This window comes from Streptomyces sp. NPDC001219 (genome assembly GCF_053597915.1).
In genome coordinates this window covers 1-19,241 of record NZ_JBSFJF010000108.1, presented here as the reverse complement: position 1 = coordinate 19,241, position 19,241 = coordinate 1, and the positions used below count along the sequence as shown (strand labels likewise).

The following is a 19,241-nucleotide window of genomic DNA, read 5'->3' as shown; positions in this document are numbered from 1 at the left end:
TCGGCGTTCGGCGTCAGCGGCACCAACGCGCATGTGGTGATCGAACAGGCTCCGGTGGAGGAGAGCGCGGAAGCCCGGCCGGTTGGCGGTGTGGGTGTGGTGCCGTGGGTGGTGTCGGCGCGGAGCCGGGAGGGGCTGCGGGCGCAGGCGCAGCGGTTGGTGGCGCATGTGGAGGCGCGGCCTGAACTCGCTCTGCCGGAGGTCGGGTTCGCCCTGGCCACGACACGTGCGGCGTTTGAACACCGGGCCGTCGTCCTGGGCACCGAGCGCGCGGAACTCCTCGAGGGCCTCACCGCTGTGGCAGAGGGAGGAACTGCTGCGGTTCATGCGGTAACGGGTACGGGTGCGGTGGACGCCGGAGGTCGGCTGGCTCTGCTCTTCACTGGGCAGGGTGCGCAGCGGCTGGGGATGGGCCGGGAGCTGTATGAGGCGTTCCCCGTGTTTGCGCATGCCTTTGATGCCGTGTGTGCGCACTTCGATGGTGAGTTGGTGTCGCCGTTGCGGGGTGTGGTGTTCGGTTCGGGTGAGGGCCTGGATGTGGAGCGGCTGAATCAGACCGGCTTCACTCAGCCGGCGTTGTTCGCGGTGGAGGTGGCGCTGTTCCGGCTCTTTGAGTCGTTCGGTGTTCGGCCCGATTACCTCATGGGTCATTCCATTGGTGAGTTGGTGGCTGCTCATGTGGCGGGTGTCTTGTCTCTGGAGGATGCCTGCCGTCTGGTGGTGGCGCGTGGCCGGTTGATGCAGGCCCTCCCGGCCGGCGGTGCCATGGTCTCCCTGCAAGCCACCGAGGCCGAGGTACTTCCGCTGCTGGAGGGCCTGGAGCAGCAGGTGAGCATCGCCGCGGTGAACGGTCCGAACTCGATCGTCATTGCTGGTGAGGAGGCCGCGGTCGCGGACCTCGCCGGGCGTTTCGAGTCCGAGGGGCGGAAGGCGAAGCGGCTCCAGGTCAGCCATGCCTTCCACTCGCCGTTGATGGAGCCGATGCTCGACGACTTCCGTTCCGTCGCCGAGAACGTCACGTACGAGGAGCCCCGCATCCCGGTGGTCTCGAACGTGACCGGCACTCTCGCCACCGCAGCGGAACTGACCTCCCCCGACTACTGGGTGCGGCATGTCCGTGAAGCCGTCCGATTCGCCGACGGCATCCGGTGGCTGGAGGAGCATGAGGTCACCCGGTTCCTGGAGATCGGCCCGGACGGCACCCTGACCGCGATGGCGCAGGGGTGCCTCGACGGTGACGTGGATGCGGATCAGGTGCTCATTCCTGCTCTGCGTGGCGATGACCGTGGTGAGGTGTCCGCGGTGCTGTCGGCCGCCGGGCGGGCGTACGTCCACGGCATCGCCATCGACTGGCAGGCGTTCTTCCCTGCCCTTGTCCCTGCCGCTGCCCCTGCCACCGCTGCCCCCGCCCCCACGCCCGTCGACCTGCCCACTTACGCCTTTCAGCACCAGCACTACTGGCTGGAGATACCTTCCACCATCGCGGACGCCTCGTCGATCGGCCTTGCCGCCGCCGAACACCCGCTCCTGGGCGCGACGGTGTCACTGGCCGGTGGCCATGAGGTGGTGCTGACCGGGCGGCTCTCCCCCCGGACGCAGCCGTGGCTCGCCGAGCACCGGGTGGCGGGCGCGATCGTCGTACCGAGTACGGCGTTCCTGGAGCTTGCGGTGCGCGCGGGGGACGAGGTCGGCTGCTCCCACATCCGCGAACTCGCCCTCGAAGCACCGCTTGTGCTCGCCGAGGACGGTGCGGTGCAGCTGCAGCTGCGCATCGAGGACCCGGATGCTTCCGGTGACCGGGCACTTGGTGTGTACGCGCGTCCTGCGGAGGCGTCGGCCGATGTGCCGTGGACGCGGCATGCGAGCGGCGTCCTGGCGGAGAGCGGTTCGTCGCAGCCCTTCGACTTCGCGGTATGGCCGCCCGCCGGCGCGGAGCCCGTGGACATCGACGACCTGTACGACGGGCTGGCGGCGGCTGGGTTCGCCTACGGTTCGGCCTTCCGCGGCGTGCGAAGCGTCTGGCAGGCCGCTGATGGGGTGTATGCCGAAGTTGAGCTGCCGGAGTCCGGGGCCGAAGGCTTCTCTCTCCACCCGGCGCTGTTGGACGCGGCGCTCCATCCCCTCGGCCTCGGTGTGCTGGAGGGTGTGGCGACGGAGGCCATGCTGTTCGCGTGGCGTGGTGTGTCCTTGCAGGCCACCGGCGCCACCGCACTGCGCATCCGGCTGACCCGCCGCGGACCTGACGAGGTGTCCCTCCAGGCAGCCGATGGCTCCGGGCAGCCGGTGCTCGCGGTCGACTCGATGCTGATGCGCAAGACCGGCGAGCTGCGGGACGACCGGACGCCCATGCTGCCGGCTTCGCTGCTCCGTCTCCACTGGGCACCGATAGGGGTATCAGCCGTGGATACGGTGGAAGAGGCCGTGGACTCGGACAGGGGCCGGGGCCTGGCAGCGGATGCCCATACGCCGCGGCTGACCGTAGTAGGGAGCGACCGCTGGGGCCTGGCCGACGCGTTGGGCACCAACACAGCCGAGACTGCCGACACGGTGTTCGTGACCGGTGTCGCCACCGCAGCCGAAGCGCACACCACCCTCACGGCACTGGGCGACCGACTGGGCCAGGAGCCGGCGGCCCGTCTGGTGTGCGTCACCCGGTGCGCCGTCGCCATCGGTGACGAGGCACCGGGCGCCGAGGCCGCCGCCCTCTGGGACGAGCTCCGCGTTGTCCAGGCGGAACACCCCGGCCGGATAGTCCTCGTGGACATCGACGACGACCTCGACTCCCTCCGTGTCCTGCCCGCCGCGGTTGCCACGGGCGAGTCCGAGATCGCTGTTCGTGGGGGTGAGGTGTCGGCGGCGCGGCTGGTGAGGTGTGCGTCGACCGCCCGCACCGCGTTGGAGGTGAATCCAGGGGGAACGGTCCTGGTCACCGGCCCGTTCGCCGAGCAGTTCGCCGCCGCCCTTGAGGTCGAGGCGCAGGTGAAGACCGTTGCGTGCCAGGACCAGGACGAGCACCAGGAAGACGCAGCAGGCGACCACAACCCGACCCGCCTGGAGTCGACCATTGCCGCACTCCAGGCATCCGCACGACCCATCAGCGCCATCGTCCACACCGCCGATCTCAGCCGGAGCCGCGACATAGACACGGCCCGGCGCCTCGACGAGCTGACCCGTGGGACCGACGGGAACGGCGCGCCGTCCGCGTTCGTCCTCATCGGCGTCGGTCCGGCCGACGCCCCGGCGGGCGGGCGGCTGGCCGCGCTCGCTCACCGGCGTGCCGCCGCCGGGCTGCCCGCCCTGGCGCTGCTCCCGCCGCCCGGTGCCGGTACTTCGGGGCTTTCCGCGGTGCCGGTCGAGGAGATCGCGACGCTGGTGGGCGCCGCTCAGGCGACGGGCCGGAGCGTGCTGCTGCCCGCGCGGGTGGACCGCGCCGCACTGCGCGGCTCCCCGGCCCCGCTGCCGGCGGTCCTCAGCGCATTGGTGCAGGGCTCCGGGCGACGGATCGCCACGCGCGAGCAGGCGACGGCGGCCTCCCGCATGGCGCGGCAGCTCGCCGGGAAGGGGACGGCCGAGCGCGGCCGGGTGCTGCTGACGCTCGTCCGTACCCGGATCGCCCATGTCCTCGGCTATGCCGGACCCGACGAGGTTGAGCCCTCCCGGAGCTTCACCGACCTCGGGTTCACCTCCCTCACCGCCGTCGAGCTGCGCAACCAGCTCAGGGAAGCGACGGGTATGGCGTTGCCCGCCACGCTCGTGTTCGACTACCCGACCCCGGTGGCACTCGCCCGCTACATGGACGGTGAACTCACCGGAGAGACAGGCGACTTGGCGCCCATGCCGTCCGGTGTGCCCGCCGACGACGACCCGGTGGTCATCGTCGGGATGAGTTGTCGCTACCCGGGCGGCATCCGCACCCCCGAGGAGTTGTGGGAGCTGGTCGCCGCGGGCGGCGACGGGATCTCCCCGTTCCCCGACGACCGCGGCTGGGACCTCGCCGGCCTGTACCACCCGGACCCGGACCATCCGGGCACCTGCTACACCCGCGAAGGCGGCTTCCTGCACGACGCCAGCCACTTCGACCCGGGCTTCTTCGGCATCAGCCCCCGCGAGGCGCTGTCGATGGACCCGCAGCAGCGGCTGCTGCTCGAAGCGTCGTGGGAGGCCCTGGAACGCTCCGGGATCGACCCCGCGGCCGCCCGCGGCACCCTCACCGGCGTCTTCGCGGGCGTCACCTACCAGGACTACATCGGCATCCTCGGCGGAGCGCAGGAGAGCTTCGAGGGATACATCGGCACCGGGAACTCGCCCAGCGTGCTGTCCGGGCGGATCGCCTACACCCTCGGCCTCGAAGGGCCGGCCGTCAGCGTCGACACCGCCTGTTCCTCGTCCCTGGTCGCCCTGCATCTGGCCGTCCAGTCGCTCCGTCAGGGCGAGTGCGACCTCGCGCTCGCGGGCGGTGTGACGGTGATGTCCACCCCCGGTTCGCTCATCGAGTTCAGCAGGCAGCGGGCGCTCGCCGAGGACGGCCGCTGCAAGCCGTTCTCGGCCGACGCCGACGGCGCGAGCTGGGCCGAGGGCGTCGGCATGGTGGCCGTCGAGCGGTTGTCCGACGCCCGGCGCAACGGGCACCCCGTCCTGGCCGTCGTCCGCGGCAGCGCCCTCAACCAGGACGGTGCGTCGAACGGCCTGACCGCGCCCAACGGCCCGTCCCAGCAGCGCGTCATCCGGCGGGCACTGGCCGCCGCCGGACTCGGCCCGCAGCAGGTGGACGCCGTCGAGGCGCACGGCACGGGCACCACACTCGGCGACCCGATCGAAGCCCAGGCCCTGATCGCCGCCTACGGACAGGACCGCGACGACGGCCGCCCGCTGTGGCTCGGCTCGCTCAAGTCGAACATCGGACACAGCCAGGCCGCCGCCGGCGTGGGCGGCGTCATCAAGATGGTGATGGCGCTGCGCAACGGGCTGCTTCCCAAGACGCTGCACGCCGAGGAGGCCAGCCCGCACGTCGACTGGACGGCCGGCAACGTACGGCTGCTCAACGAGGCCGTCACCTGGCCGGACGCGGCCGAGCCCCGCCGGGCCGGTGTCTCCTCGTTCGGGATGAGCGGCACCAACGCGCACGTCATCGTGGAGGAGGCACCCCGGCAGCGGACGCGGCCGGACACCTCCACGGCAACCGCGCTCCCCGTCGTGCCGCTGCCCCTGTCGGCGCGTACCGAGGATGCGCTGCGCGACCAGGCCGCACGGCTGCGTTCCCACCTGCTCGCCCGGCCGGACGAGTGCGACCTCGCCGGGCTCGGATTCTCGCTCGCCACCACGCGCTCCGCCTTCGAGCACCGGGCGGTGCTCGTCGCGGCCGACCGGGACGACCTCGACCGCGGCCTGCGCGAGATCGCCGAAGGCGCGATGGTCTCCGACGTGCCCCGCGGCGTCGCCCGCGACGGCAGCGCCCGCCCCGTCCTGGTCTTCCCCGGCCAGGGCAGCCAGTGGGCCGGCATGGCGCGCGAACTGCTCGCGGAATCAACGGTGTTCGCCGACCGACTGGCCGCCTGCGAAACCGCCCTCGCCCCCTTCGTCGACTGGTCACTGACGGCCGTCCTGCGCGGCGACGCCGACGCACCGGACCTCGAACGGGTCGACGTCATCCAGCCCGCACTGTGGGCCGTCATGGTGTCGCTCGCCGAGCTGTGGCGCTCGTACGGAGTGGAGCCCGACGCGGTCGTCGGACACAGCCAGGGGGAGATCGCCGCCGCCTGTGTCGCCGGGGCGCTGACCCTGGACGACGGGGCGCGCGTGGTGGCCCTGCGCAGCCGGGCCCTGACCGCCGTCACGGGAAGCGGCGGCATGATGTCCGTCCAGCTGCCCGCCGAAACGGTGCGTGAGCGCCTCGGGCCGTGGGGCGAGCGGCTGTCCGTAGCCGCCGTGAACGGCCCCGCCTCCGTCGTGGTCTCCGGCGCCGCGGACGCGCTCGACGAGCTGTTCGCCGCGCTGACCGCGGACGGCGTGCAGGCCCGCAAGGTCTCCGTCGACTACGGCTCCCACTCGGCGCAGGTCGAGCCGGTGCGGGCCCAGGTGCTCGACGCACTCGACGGCATCAGCCCCGCCGCCGCCACCATCCCCTTCTTCTCGACCGTCACCGGCCAGTGGCAGGACACCACCGGCCTCGACCCCGACTACTGGTACACGAACCTGCGGCAGACCGTGCGGTTCGAGGACGCCATCCGCGCTCTGGTGGCCGCGGGACACCGTGCCTTCATCGAGGTCAGCCCGCACCCCGTGCTGTCCGGTGGGCTCCGCGACTGCGTGGACGCACTCGGCACGGACGCCGCCGTGCTCGGCACCCTGCGGCGGGACGACGGCGGCCTCCGCCGGCTCCTCACCTCCCTCGCCGAAGCACATGCGCAGGGCGTGGCCGTCGACTGGACCGCCGTCTACGCGAGCACCGGCGCCCGCCGCGTCGACCTGCCGACCTACCCCTTCCAGCGTGCGCGGTACTGGCCCCAGGCACGCGAACTGGCTGCCGCCGACAGCCAGGAGAAGCCGCTGTCCGACGCCGTCGAGGCGAAGTTCTGGGAGAGCGTCGAACAGGAGGACCTCCAGGCCCTCGCCGACACCCTCGCCCTGGACGGCAACGAGCCGCTGAGCGCCGTACTGCCCGCCCTGTCGTCGTGGCGCAGGAACAGCCGCGAGAGGTCCACCGTCGACAACTGGCGCTACACCGTGCGCTGGTCGCCGCTCGCCGAGCGCACCGCCGCCGCCCTGCACGGCACCTGGCTGCTGGTCGCCCCGGCGGCGGAAACCGCCGATGACCGGGTGGCCGTCGTACAGGAAGCGTTCACCGCACACGGCGCCCGGGTACGCCTCCTGGAGCTGGCTCCCGAGGACGGCTCCTGCCGCGAGCGGACCACGGGCCGGCTGCGCGAGGCGCTCGACGGCGACGGCCTCACCGGAGTGCTGTCGCTGCTCCCGCTGGACGAGCGCGCCCACCCCGCCCACCCCGCCGTCCCCGTGGGGCTGGCCGGGACCCTGTCCCTCCTCCAGTCACTCGGCGACCTGGGCATCGAGGCGCCCCTGTGGTGCACCACCCGCGGGGCGGTCGCCATCGGCCGCTCCGAGTCCGTCACCCACGCCCACCAGGCTCTGGTCTGGGGCATGGGCCGGGTCGCCGCCCTGGAACACTCCGACCGCTGGGGAGGCCTCCTCGACCTGCCCGAGGCGCTCGACAAGCGGTCCGCCGACCGGCTCTGTGCCCTGCTCGCGAGCCCGGACGGCGAGGACCAGATCGCCCTGCGCGCCTCCGGAGCCTACGGCCGCCGCCTGGTACGCGCCCCGCTCGCCGGCACCCCGGCCCGGCGCACCTGGCGGCCCCGCGGCACCGTCCTCGTCACCGGCGGCACCGGAGCCGTCGGCGGCCACATCGCCCGCTGGCTGGCCCGCCAGGGCGCCGAGCATCTGCTGCTCACCAGCCGCCGCGGCTCCGAGGCACCCGGCGCGGCGGAACTCGAAGCCGAACTCACCGCGCTCGGCTCCCGCGTCACCCTCGCCGCCTGCGACGTCGCCGACCGCGAGGCGCTGCACGACCTGCTGGCAGCCGTGCCCGAGGAGTACCCCCTCGACGCGGTCATGCATGTCGCGGGCTCGTTGGACGACGGCGTGATCGACTCCCTCGACCCCGGCCGGATGGACACCGTGCTGCGCGCCAAGGTCACCGCGGCGCTCAACCTCGACGCGCTGACCCGGGAACGCGAGCTGTCCGCGTTCGTGCTGTTCTCCTCCACCTCCGGCACCATCAGCGGCCCCGGCCTCGGCAACTACGCCCCCGGCAACGCCTTCCTCGACGCACTCGCCGACCGGCGCCGCGCCGAAGGACTTCCCGCCACCGCCGTCGCCTGGGGCCACTGGTCCGGAGACGGAATGGGCGAGGGCGCCGTCGGCGACCGGCTCCGGCGCTACGGCGTCTACGACATGCAGCCCGAACTCGCCTGCGGAGCACTTCAGCAGGCCCTGGACCACGACGAGACCTACGTCTCCGTCACCGACCTCGGCTGGGACAAGTTCACCCCCGCCTTCACCGCCTCCCGGCCCAGCGCACTGCTGCGCGACCTGCCGGATGCACAACGTTTCCTGGACACGGCACAGGAGAACGACGACAGCGGCTCGGACGCCGCCAAGCTGCTCCAGCACCTCGCGGGACTCGCCGAGTCCGAACGCGCCGGCATGATCCTGGACGTCGTCCGCAGCTATGTCGCCACTGTGCTCGGCTACGCCGGCCCCTCGGCGGTCGACCCCGAACGGGCCTTCAGCGACCTCGGTTTCGACTCGCTCAGCGCCGTCGAGCTGCGCAACGGCATGAACGGCATCACCGGTCTGCGACTGCCCGCCACGCTCGTCTTCGACTACCCGACCTGCGCGGTACTCGCGGACTTCCTGCTGACCGAACTGTCCGACACGACGGCCCACGACGGAGCCGCGACGGCGTCGGCCATCGCGCCGGCCACCGCGCCCACAGGACAGCCGGAGCATGACGAGCCGGTGGCGATCGTGGCGATGAGCTGCCGCTTCCCCGGTGGTGTGGCGTCGCCGGAGGAGTTGTGGGGCTTGCTGGCCGAGGGCGGGGACGGTGTGGTGCAGTTCCCGGACGATCGTGGCTGGGATATTGAGGGGCTGTACGACCCGGAGCCGGGGCGTCCCGGGAAGGTCTCCACACGTGAGGGTGGGTTCCTGCCGGGAGTGGATGAGTTCGACCCGGGCTTCTTCGGAATCTCGCCGCGTGAGGCGGTGGCCATGGACCCCCAGCAGCGGTTGCTGCTGGAGACGTCATGGGAGGCCTTCGAACGGGCCGGCATCGACCCGGCCTCGCTGCGCGGCAGCCGCACCGGCGTCTTCGCCGGCACCAACGGCCAGGACTACACCGGGTTGTTGGTGGCCTCCGGTGAGGAGGACCTGGGGGGCTACATCGGCACGGGTAATGCGGCGAGTGTGGTGTCGGGGCGGTTGTCGTATGTGTTTGGTCTTGAGGGGCCTGCGGTGACGGTGGATACGGCGTGTTCGGCGTCGTTGGTGGCGTTGCATCTGGCGGTGCAGTCATTGCGTGCGGGTGAGTGTGATCTGGCGTTGGCGGGTGGTGTGACGGTGATGTCGACGCCGGGGTTGTTTGTGGATTTCAGTCGGCAGCGGGGGTTGGCGGCTGATGGTCGGTGCAAGGCGTTCTCGGATGCTGCGGATGGTGCGGGGTTCTCCGAGGGTGTGGGTGTGCTGGTGGTGGAGCGGTTGTCGGATGCGCGGCGGAACGGTCACCAGGTGCTGGCGGTCGTGCGTGGCAGTGCCGTGAACCAGGACGGTGCCTCCAACGGTCTGACCGCGCCGAATGGTCCGTCGCAGCAGCGGGTGATCCGGCAGGCGCTGGCGGGGGCGGGACTCTCGCCTTCCGACGTGGATGTGGTGGAGGCGCATGGCACGGGGACGTCGTTGGGTGACCCGATTGAGGCGCAGGCGCTGATTGCGACGTATGGCCAGGACCGGGATGAGGGCCGGCCGTTGTGGCTGGGTTCGGTGAAGTCGAACCTTGGGCATACGCAGGCGGCTGCGGGTGTGGCGGGTGTGATCAAGATGGTGCTGGCGTTGCAGCACGGTGTTCTGCCGCAGACGCTGCACGTCGACGAGCCGTCGTCGCATGTGGAGTGGTCGGCGGGGGAGGTGCGGCTGCTGACGGAGACGGTGGAGTGGCCCGAGTCGGGTAGGCCACGGCGGGCCGGTGTGTCCTCGTTCGGGATCAGCGGCACCAACGCCCACACCATCATCGAAGAGGCCCCGTCCACGGAATCCGAGGCCTCACCAGCGCCTGCAGAAGAGACCGCCGGGGGAGTCCGGACACCTGCGGAGACCTCCCCCGTCCCCTGGGTGATCACCGGCAAGACCAGGTCCGCGCTCCGCGCACAGGCCGCCCGGCTGCTCGCACACGTCGAGTCCTTCCCGGCCCTTCGCACTGCCGACGTGGGCCTGTCGCTGGCCACCACACGCTCGGTCATGGAGCACCGAGCCGTGGTTCTCGGTTCGGACCGGGACGAGCTGCTCCGCGGCCTGGCTGCCGTGGCGGCTGAGGGTCCCTCTCCGCACGCCGTCACCGGGTCCGTACGGACAGCCGGTCGGCTGGCTCTGCTGTTCACGGGGCAGGGCGCGCAACGACTGGGAATGGGAAGGGAGTTGTACGAGTCGTTCCCCGTCTTCGCGGACGCCTTTGATGCCGTGTGTGCGCACTTCGACGGTGAGTTGGTGTCGCCGTTGCGGAGTGTGGTGTTCGGTTCGGATGAGGACGCGGATGTGGAGCGGCTGAACCAGACCGGCTTCACTCAGCCGGCGTTGTTCGCCGTTGAGGTGGCGCTGTTCCGGCTCTTCGAGTCCTTCGGTGTGCGTCCCGACTACCTCATGGGTCATTCCATCGGTGAGTTGGTGGCTGCTCATGTGGCGGGTGTCTTGTCTCTGGAGGACGCCTGCCGTCTGGTGGCCGCCCGTGGCCGGTTGATGCAGGCCCTCCCGGCCGGCGGCGCCATGGTCTCTCTCCAAGCCACCGAGGCCGAGGTACTTCCGCTGCTGGAGGGCCTGGAGCGGCAGGTGAGCATCGCCGCGGTGAACGGTCCGAACTCGATCGTCATAGCCGGTGAGGAGGCCGCGGTCGCGGACTTCGCCGGGCGTTTCGAGTCCGAGGGTCGGAAGGTGAAGCGGCTCCAGGTCAGCCATGCTTTCCACTCGCCGCTGATGGAGCCGATGCTCGCGGAATTCCGGACCGTCGCCGAAAGCGTGGCGTACGAGGAGCCCCGCATCCCGGTGGTCTCGAACGTGACCGGCACTCTCGCCACCGCAGCGGAACTGACCTTCCCCGACTACTGGGTGCGTCATGTCCGTGAAGCCGTCCGTTTCGCCGACGGTGTCCGGTGGCTGGAGGAGCACGAGGTCACCCGGTTCCTGGAGATCGGCCCGGACGGCACTCTCACCGCCATGGCACAGAGCTGCCTCGACGAGCCCGGCCACCTCCTCGTCCCCGCGCTGCGGAAGGACCGTGCGGAGGCGTCTGGCCTGCTCGCCGCCCTCGCCCAGATGTTCGCCGCCGGGACGCCGCTGACCTGGGAGGCCGCGTTCAAGGACGGCACCGCCCGGCGCGTGGGTCTGCCGACCTACGCGTTCCAGCGGCACCGCTACTGGCCCAAGCCGCCCGTCCTGCCGACCGGCGACATCAGCTCGGCGGGACTCGGCTCGGCGGACCATCCCCTGCTCGGCGCGGCGGTCGAGGTGGCCGGCTCGGACGCCTTCCTCTTCACCGGCAGGCTGTCGCTGCGCACCCACCCGTGGCTCGCCGACCACGCGGTGACCGGGACCGTCCTGTTCCCCGGTACGGGCTTCCTCGAACTGGCCGTACGCGCGGCCGACGAGGTGGGCTGCGACCGGGTGGAGGAGTTCACGATCGCCGCGCCGCTCGTCCTGCCGGAGCGCGGGGCGGTGCAGCTGCAGCTTGCGGTGGAGGCGCCGGACGAGTCCGGGCGGCGGACGCTGAACCTGTACTCCCGGCCGGAGGACGACCTCGGCGAACAGCCGTGGGTGCGCAACGCCAGCGGTGTGGTGTCCTCCGGGGCGGCCGCGGACCAGGACGAGCCGTACGACTTCACGGTCTGGCCCCCGCGCGGCGCCGAGGCCACCTCGGTCGACGACTTCTACGGTCGGTTCGCCGAGGCCGGATTCGCCTACGGCCCGGTCTTCCGCGGGCTGCAGGCCGTCTGGCAGCGCGGTGACGAGATCTTCGCCGAGGTCGGACTGCCGGACGAGCACCACGGGCCGGCCGGAGCGTTCGGGCTGCATCCCGCGCTGCTCGACTCCGCACTGCACGCGATGATGTTCGTGTCCATGGAGGATGTCGGCCGGGGACGGCTGCCGTTCTCCTGGAACGGCGTCTCCCTGCGCGCCGCCGGAGCCACCGCCCTGCGGGTCCGCCTGGTCCAGTCCGGGCCCGAGTCGGTCTCGCTCGAACTGGCCGACCCCACAGGGGGTGCGGTCGCCTCCATCGACTCCTTGACGCTCCGCCAGGTATCCGGTGGGCAGGTGAGCGGCGGCGCGGCCTACCACGACGCGCTGTTCCAGGTGGACTGGAACACCGTGCCGATGCCCACCGCACCGTCCGGTGAGCGGTGGGCGGTCGTCGGGGACATGGCGCTGGCCGTGGCGCTGGACGGCACCGGCGTAGAGGTGGAGGCGACGGACAGTGTGACCGAGCTGGCCGACGAGGTGCCTCCCGTGGTGCTGGTCAGCGCCACCAGGACGGCGGACCCGTCGGACGCTGCCGCAGGGGCGCACACCGCGGCCCACGACACGCTCGCACTGCTCCAGACGTGTCTGGCCGACGAGCGCTTCGCCGCCTCCCGGCTGGTCATCCTCACGCACGGCGCGGTGAGCACCTCGGAAGCGGACCACCCGGACCCGGCGCAGGCCGCGGTCTGGGGCCTGGTGCGGGCCGCCGCGGTGGAGAACCCGGGCCGGCTCACGCTCCTCGACCTCGACGGCACGGCGGCCTCGGCCGCGGTCGTGCCCGGCGCCCTCGCGAGCGGCGAGCCCGAGTCCGCGGTACGGGCGGGAGCGCTGTACGTACCGCGGCTGGCCCGGGTCTCGACCGCGGACGCGCTGCGCCGGCCCGACACGGACGGGGACGCCTGGCGGCTCGACATCGCCGAGAAGGGCACCCTGGACAACCTGCTGCTGGCCGAATGCCCGGACGCAGAAGCCGAGTTGGCGGCCGGACAGGTACGCATCGGGGTGCGTGCGGCAGGTGTCAACTTCCGCGATGTGCTCAACGCGCTGGGGATGTACCCCGGCGAGGCCGGCGCACTCGGCAGTGAGGGCGCCGGAGTGGTGCTGGAGGTCGGACCCGGGGTAACGGACCTGCGACCGGGTGACCGGGTGATGGGCATGTTCTTCGGCGCCTTCGGCCCGCTCGCGGTGGCCGACCGCCGACTGCTGGCCCGCGTCCCCGAGGGCTGGTCCTTCGCGCAGGCCGCCTCGGTCCCCGTCGTGTTCCTGACGGCGTACTACGCGCTGGTGGACCTGGGCGAACTCCAGGCGGGCGAGTCGGTGTTGGTGCATGCCGCCGCGGGTGGTGTCGGTATGGCCGCGGTGCAGTTGGCGCGGCATATGGGTGCGGAGGTGTTCGGTACGGCGAGTCCGGGGAAGTGGGAGACGCTGCGCGGCTCGGGTCTGGACGAGGGGCATATCGCTTCGTCCCGTGACCTGGACTTCGAGCGGTCGTTCCTGGCGGCGACCGCCGGCCGTGGTGTGGATGTGGTGCTGGACTCCCTGGCGCGGGAGTTCGTGGACGCTTCGCTGCGGTTGTTGCCGCGGGGTGGGCGGTTCCTGGAGATGGGCAAGACCGATGTGCGTGACGCGCAGGAGGTCGCGGCCGCGCATGAGGGTGTGCGCTACCGGGCGTTCGACCTCTGGGAGGCGGGCCCCGAGCGGATCGGGGAGATGCTGGCCGCGCTCCTCGACCTCTTCGAGCGGGGCGCCTTGCAGCCCCTGCCCGTGACGGCCTGGGACGTACGCAGAGCGCCGGAGGCCTTCCGGCACCTCAGCCAGGCCCGGCACGTCGGCAAGGTCGTACTGACCGTGCCGGCTCCCCTCGACCCACAGGGCACGGCGCTGGTGACCGGTGGCACGGGTGGTCTGGGCGCGCTGGTGGCCCGGCACCTGGTGGCCGAGCACGGAGTACGCCACCTCCTCCTGGCCAGCCGGCGCGGCGCGCAGGCTCCGGGCGTCGACGCACTGCGCGCCGAACTCACCGCCCTCGGCGCCGAGGTCACCGTCGCCGCCTGCGACAGCGCCGATCGCGAGGCACTGCGCGACCTGCTGGCCTCCGTACCGCCGCAGCACCCGCTCACCGCGGTCGTGCATACGGCCGGAGTGCTCGACGACGGCATCCTGTCCTCGCTGACTCCGCAGAGGCTGGACACCGTGCTCGCGCCGAAGGTGGACGCGGTCAGCAACCTGCACGAGCTGACCCGGCACGAGGACCTGGCGGCGTTCGTCGTCTTCTCCTCGGTGGCGGGGACGTTCGGCAGTGCCGGACAGGCCAACTACGCGGCGGCGAACGCCTTCGTGGACGCGCTGGCCTGCCGGCGCGGTGGACTGGGGCTCCCCGCACAGTCACTGGCTTGGGGCGCCTGGGCTCCCGGCGTCGGCATGACGGGCGAACTGAGCGAAGCCGATCTGCAGCGCATGGCACGCGGCGGCATGCTCGCGCTCACCCCGGAACAGGGGCTCGGTCTCCTCGACACCGCACGGGACCTGGCCCGGCCGCTGCTGCTGCCGATGAACCTCGACACGGCGCCTTTGCGCGCCCGCCCCGAGGCCGTGCCGCCGCTGCTCCGCGGCCTGGTCCGGGCACCCGCCCGCCACCAGACCGCGGCCGCCGCCGCGGCGAAGGGAACGGAGACAGCGCAGGATCTCGCGGCGCGACTGGCCGCACTGCCTGCGGCGGACCGCGAACAGTATCTGCTCGACCTGCTCTGCACACAGGTGGCCCTCGTCCTCGGACACGGAGCCGCCGAGGACATCGAACCCGACCAGGCCTTCAAGGAACTGGGCTTCGACTCGCTGACGGCGGTGGAACTCCGCAACCACCTCAACGCGGCGACACAGCTCAGGCTGCCTGCCACCCTCGTCTTCGACTACCCGACACCGCTCGTCCTGGTGCGCCATGTCCTGGACGAGATCGACCTGCCCGAGATCTCGGGTGCGCAGCCGGTCCTCGGCGAGCTCACCCGGTTGGAGGCGGCGCTGGCCGGGGCCACCGTCGGAGACGAGGAACGGGCCGAGATCGCCGGCCGGCTGCGGGCACTGGCCGCGCACTGGCAGGGCGACGGCGAGCAGGCGCAAGGCGCGGGTCCGTACGCGGAAAACGATGAGGACGACGGGGAGCTGGCATCGGCATCGACCGCCGGTGAGCTGTTCGACCTCATCGACAAGGAACTGGGAACGTCGTGACCGGACGCGGGGAACCGCTCGGCTGTGCTCGAGGATGTGACGTTGGTGGCTGCTGACGACGAGAAGTACATGGAGTACCTGAAGCGGGTGACGACCGAGCTTCGGCAGACCCGTCGCCAGCTCCGCGAGGCCGAGGGCAGAGACCAGGAGCCCATCGCCATCGTCGCGATGAGCTGCCGCTACCCCGGCAGCGTGCGTACTCCGGAAGACCTGTGGCAGCTGGTCGCCGAAGGCGGGGACGCCGTCTCCGGCTTCCCGGTCGACCGGGGCTGGGACGTCGACGCGGCCTACGACCCGGACCCGGACAAGCCGGGCTCGATCTATGTCCGCGAAGGCGGCTTTCTCCACGACGCGGGGTACTTCGACCCGGCGTTCTTCGGGATGAGCCCCCGGGAGGCACTGGCCACCGACCCGCAGCAGCGACTGCTGCTCGAAGTGGCCTGGGAGGCCTTCGAACGCGCGGGAATCGACCCCACCTCGGTGCGCGGCTCCAACGGCGGAGTGTTCGTCGGCGCCGCCACCTCGGGGTACGGCATCGGCGTCGCCGACCTCCCCGAAGGCGTCCAGGGGCTGCTCCTCGCCGGAAACGCCACCTCCGTCGCCTCCGGCCGGATCGCCTACACCCTCGGCCTCGAAGGCCCCGCCGTCACCGTCGACACCGCCTGCTCCTCCTCGCTGGTCGCCCTGCACTGGGCCTGCCACGCACTGCGCCGCGGCGAATGCGATCTGGCACTGGCCGGCGGAGTCGCCGTGATGTGCACACCGGCGATGTTCTTCGAGTTCAGCCGGCAGCGCGGCCTGGCCGCCGACGGCCGCTGCAAGCCGTTCTCCGACGACGCCGACGGCACCGGCTGGTCCGAGGGCGCCGGCATGCTGCTCGTCGAGCGGCTCTCCGACGCCCGCAAGAACGGCCACCCGGTGCTGGCCGTCGTCCGGGGCACCGCCATCAACTCCGACGGTGCCTCCAACGGCCTCACCGCCCCCAACGGCCCCTCCCAGCAGCGGGTCATCCGCTCCGCGCTGTCCCGGGCGGGACTCTCCCCGAGCGATGTCGACGCCGTCGACGCCCACGGCACGGGAACCTCGCTGGGTGACCCCATCGAGGCCCAGGCGCTGCTCGCCACCTACGGAAAGGACCGCGCGGACAACGGGCCGCTGCGGCTCGGCTCGCTCAAGTCCAACATCGGCCACACCCAGTCGGCGGCCGGCGTCGGCAGCGTCATCAAGATGGTCATGGCCATGCACCACGGGACGCTGCCCAAGTCCCTCCACATCTCCGAGCCGTCCCGCCACATCGAGTGGAGCGCCGGCGAGGTCGAGGTACTGACCGAGGAGCGGCCCTGGCAGCCGGACGGGCGCCCGCGCCGTGCCGGTGTCTCCTCGTTCGGCATCAGCGGCACCAACGCACACGCCATCTTGGAGGAGGCACCGGCGAACGAGGAGGCCCCGGCACCGGAGGCCGGCGACGAGCCCGCCCGCGCCCTGCCCCTCGTCCCCTGGGTGGTGTCCGCCCGCAACGCGGCGGCCCTTCGCGCACAAGCGGCACAGCTGCTGACCCGGGTCAGGCAGGACGAGCTGGACCTGACCGACGTCGGCCGCTCCCTGACCACCACACGGACCGCGTTCGAACACCGCGCCGTGGTACTCGCCGAGGACCGGGCCGCCGCCCTGCGCGGCCTGGAGGAACTGGCCACCACGGGCGCCGAGGGACCCAACGCCGACGTGGTGGGCGGCCGCACGATGCGCGGTGCCACCGCCTTCCTCTTCACGGGGCAGGGTGCCCAACGTGCCGCAATGGGACGGGAGTTGTATGGCACATACCCGGCCTTCGCCGCAGCGTTCGACGAGGCGTGCGCGCTCCTCGACACCCAGCTGGAACGCCCCCTGCGCGACGTCCTCTTCGGCGAGGACTCCGACGCCCTCCACCGGACGGCCTTCACCCAGCCCGCGCTCTTCGCCGTCGAGGTGGCGCTCTACCGGCTGGTCGAGTCCTGGGGCCTCAAGCCCAAATACCTGCTGGGACACTCCATCGGCGAGTTGACGGCCGCGCATGTGGCGGGCGTGCTGTCCCTGAAGGACGCCTGCCGACTGGTCGCTGCCCGCGGCCGGTTGATGCAGGCGCTGCCGGCGGGTGGGGCGATGGTGTCGCTTCAGGCGTCGGAGGCCGAGGTGCTGCCGCTGCTGGACGGACTTGAGCAGCGGGTGAGCATCGCTGCGGTGAATGGTCCGCAGTCGGTGGTGGTTTCGGGCGACGAGTCCGCTGTTGCCGAAATCGCGGGGCGTTTCGAGTCGGAGGGTCGGAAGGTGAAGCGGCTCCAGGTGAGCCATGCTTTCCACTCCCCGCTGATGGAGCCGATGCTCGACGAGTTCCGTGCCGTCGCGGAGAGCGTCACGTACGAGCAGCCGCGCATCCCCGTGGTCTCGAATGTGACCGGCGAACTCGCCAAGGCGGAGGAGTTGGCCTCTGCTGACTACTGGGTGCGGCATGTGCGGGAGGCCGTCCGGTTCGCCGACGGCGTCCGTTGGCTCGCAGAGCACGGAGTGACCCGGCTCCTGGAGCTGGGACCCGGAGGCACCCTTACGGCGATGGCACAGGCCTGCCTCTCGGACGACGGGGGCGACGACACCGAGCGGGTGTTCCTCGCCTCCCTGCGGGCAAACCGGCCCGAGCCCCTGTCGCTGATGTCAGCGGTGGCCGGCGCCTTCGCGTCGGGCGCGCCGATCGACTGGGCCGCGTACTTCGCGGGCACCGGGGCGCGGCGGGTGGATCTGCCCACCTACGCGTTCCAGCGCGAGCGCTACTGGCTGGAGTCGACGGGCGCCACACCCGAGCCGCGCGAGCAGTCCGCCGTGGACGGCTGGCGGTATCGGGTGGAGTGGAAGCCGTTGGCGGCGCAGCCGGGTGGGGTGCTGGGTGGTCGTTGGCTTGTGGTGGTGGCTGCGGGGGATGCGTTTGCCGAGGCTGTGGTGGAGGGTCTGGCGGGGTGTGGTTTGGCGGTTGAGCGGGTGGAGTGTGGTGCGGGGGAGTGGGACCGGGGGTTGTTGGCTGAGCGGGTGGGTGCGGTGGCTGGTGGGGAGCCGGTTGCCGGTGTGTTGGTGGTGGGTGTGGTGGATGTGGTGCGGGCTGCGGTGGTGGTGCAGGCGTTGGGGGACGCCGCGGTGGGTGGGCGTGTGTGGGTGGTGACGCGGGGGGCTGCTGCGGTGGGTCGGTCGGATGGTGGGCCCGATCCGGTGCTGGCGGCGGTGTGGGGCGTGGGTCGGGTGGCGGCGCTGGAGTATCCGGACCGTTGGGGTGGTCTGGTGGACCTGCCGGAGGCGGTGGACCGTAGGGCTCTTGATCGGCTTGTGGGTGTCTTGGCCGTTGGTGGTGAGGATCAGGTGGCGGTGCGGTCGTCGGGGGTGTTCGGGCGTCGGCTGGTGCATGCTCCGGCTCCGGTCGGTGAGGCGGCGGGTGGTTGGCGGCCGCGTGGGACGGTGTTGATTACGGGTGGTACGGGTGCGTTGGGTGCGCGGGTGGCGCGTTGGGCGGCTGAGCGGGGTGCGGAGCATCTCGTCCTGACGAGCCGTCGTGGTCGGGAGGCGCCTGGTGCGCCGGAGTTGGAGGCCGAGCTGTCCGCCCTCGGGGTGCGGGTGACGGTGGCGGCCTGTGATGTGGCCGATCGTGGTGCGGTCGAGGAGTTGTTGTCCGGCTGCGCGGTGGATGCCGTCGTTCATGCGGCAGGTGTGGTGGATTCGGTTCCGTTGGCTGAGGCGGATGCGGAGCATTTCGCTGAGGTGATGGGGGCGAAGGTTGCCGGTGCCGTGGCGCTGGATGAGGTGCTGGGTGACCGGGAGTTGGATGCTTTTGTGGTGTTCTCGTCGATTGCTGGTGTGTGGGGGAGTGGTGGTCAGGGGGCGTATGCGGCGGGGAATGCCTTCGTTGAGGGGTTGGTGGAGGCTCGTCGTGCGCGGGGTGTGGTGGGTTGTGCGGTGGCGTGGGGTCCGTGGGCCGGTGGAGGTATGGCGGGTGTGGAAGGCGCGGAGGAGCATCTGCTGCGTCGCGGGTTGAAGGCGCTTGATCCGGCGTTGGCGGTGTCGGCGTTGGAGAGGGCTGTAGGCGAGGGTTCGGTGGTGGTGGCGGACGTGGAGTGGGAGCGCTTTGCCCCCGCGTTTACCAGCGCTCGTCCGAGTCCGCTGTTGGGGGATCTTCCGGAGGTGCGGGCGGCGTTGGCTGCCGG

At 71.7% G+C, this 19,241-nt stretch carries 2 protein-coding genes; both read left to right on the top strand.

Translation table 11 applies throughout. The annotated features are described in order from the left end of the window. Positions 1–15,024, top strand: a 15,024-nt coding sequence (locus ACWC9R_RS35035; protein ID WP_450737710.1) for a type I polyketide synthase, incomplete at its 5' end; no start/stop codon positions are given. Positions 15,025–15,069: 45 nt separating this feature from the next. Beyond that, the coding region (locus ACWC9R_RS35030) for a type I polyketide synthase (protein ID WP_450737708.1) at positions 15,070–19,241 on the top strand (4,172 nt) is incomplete at its 3' end.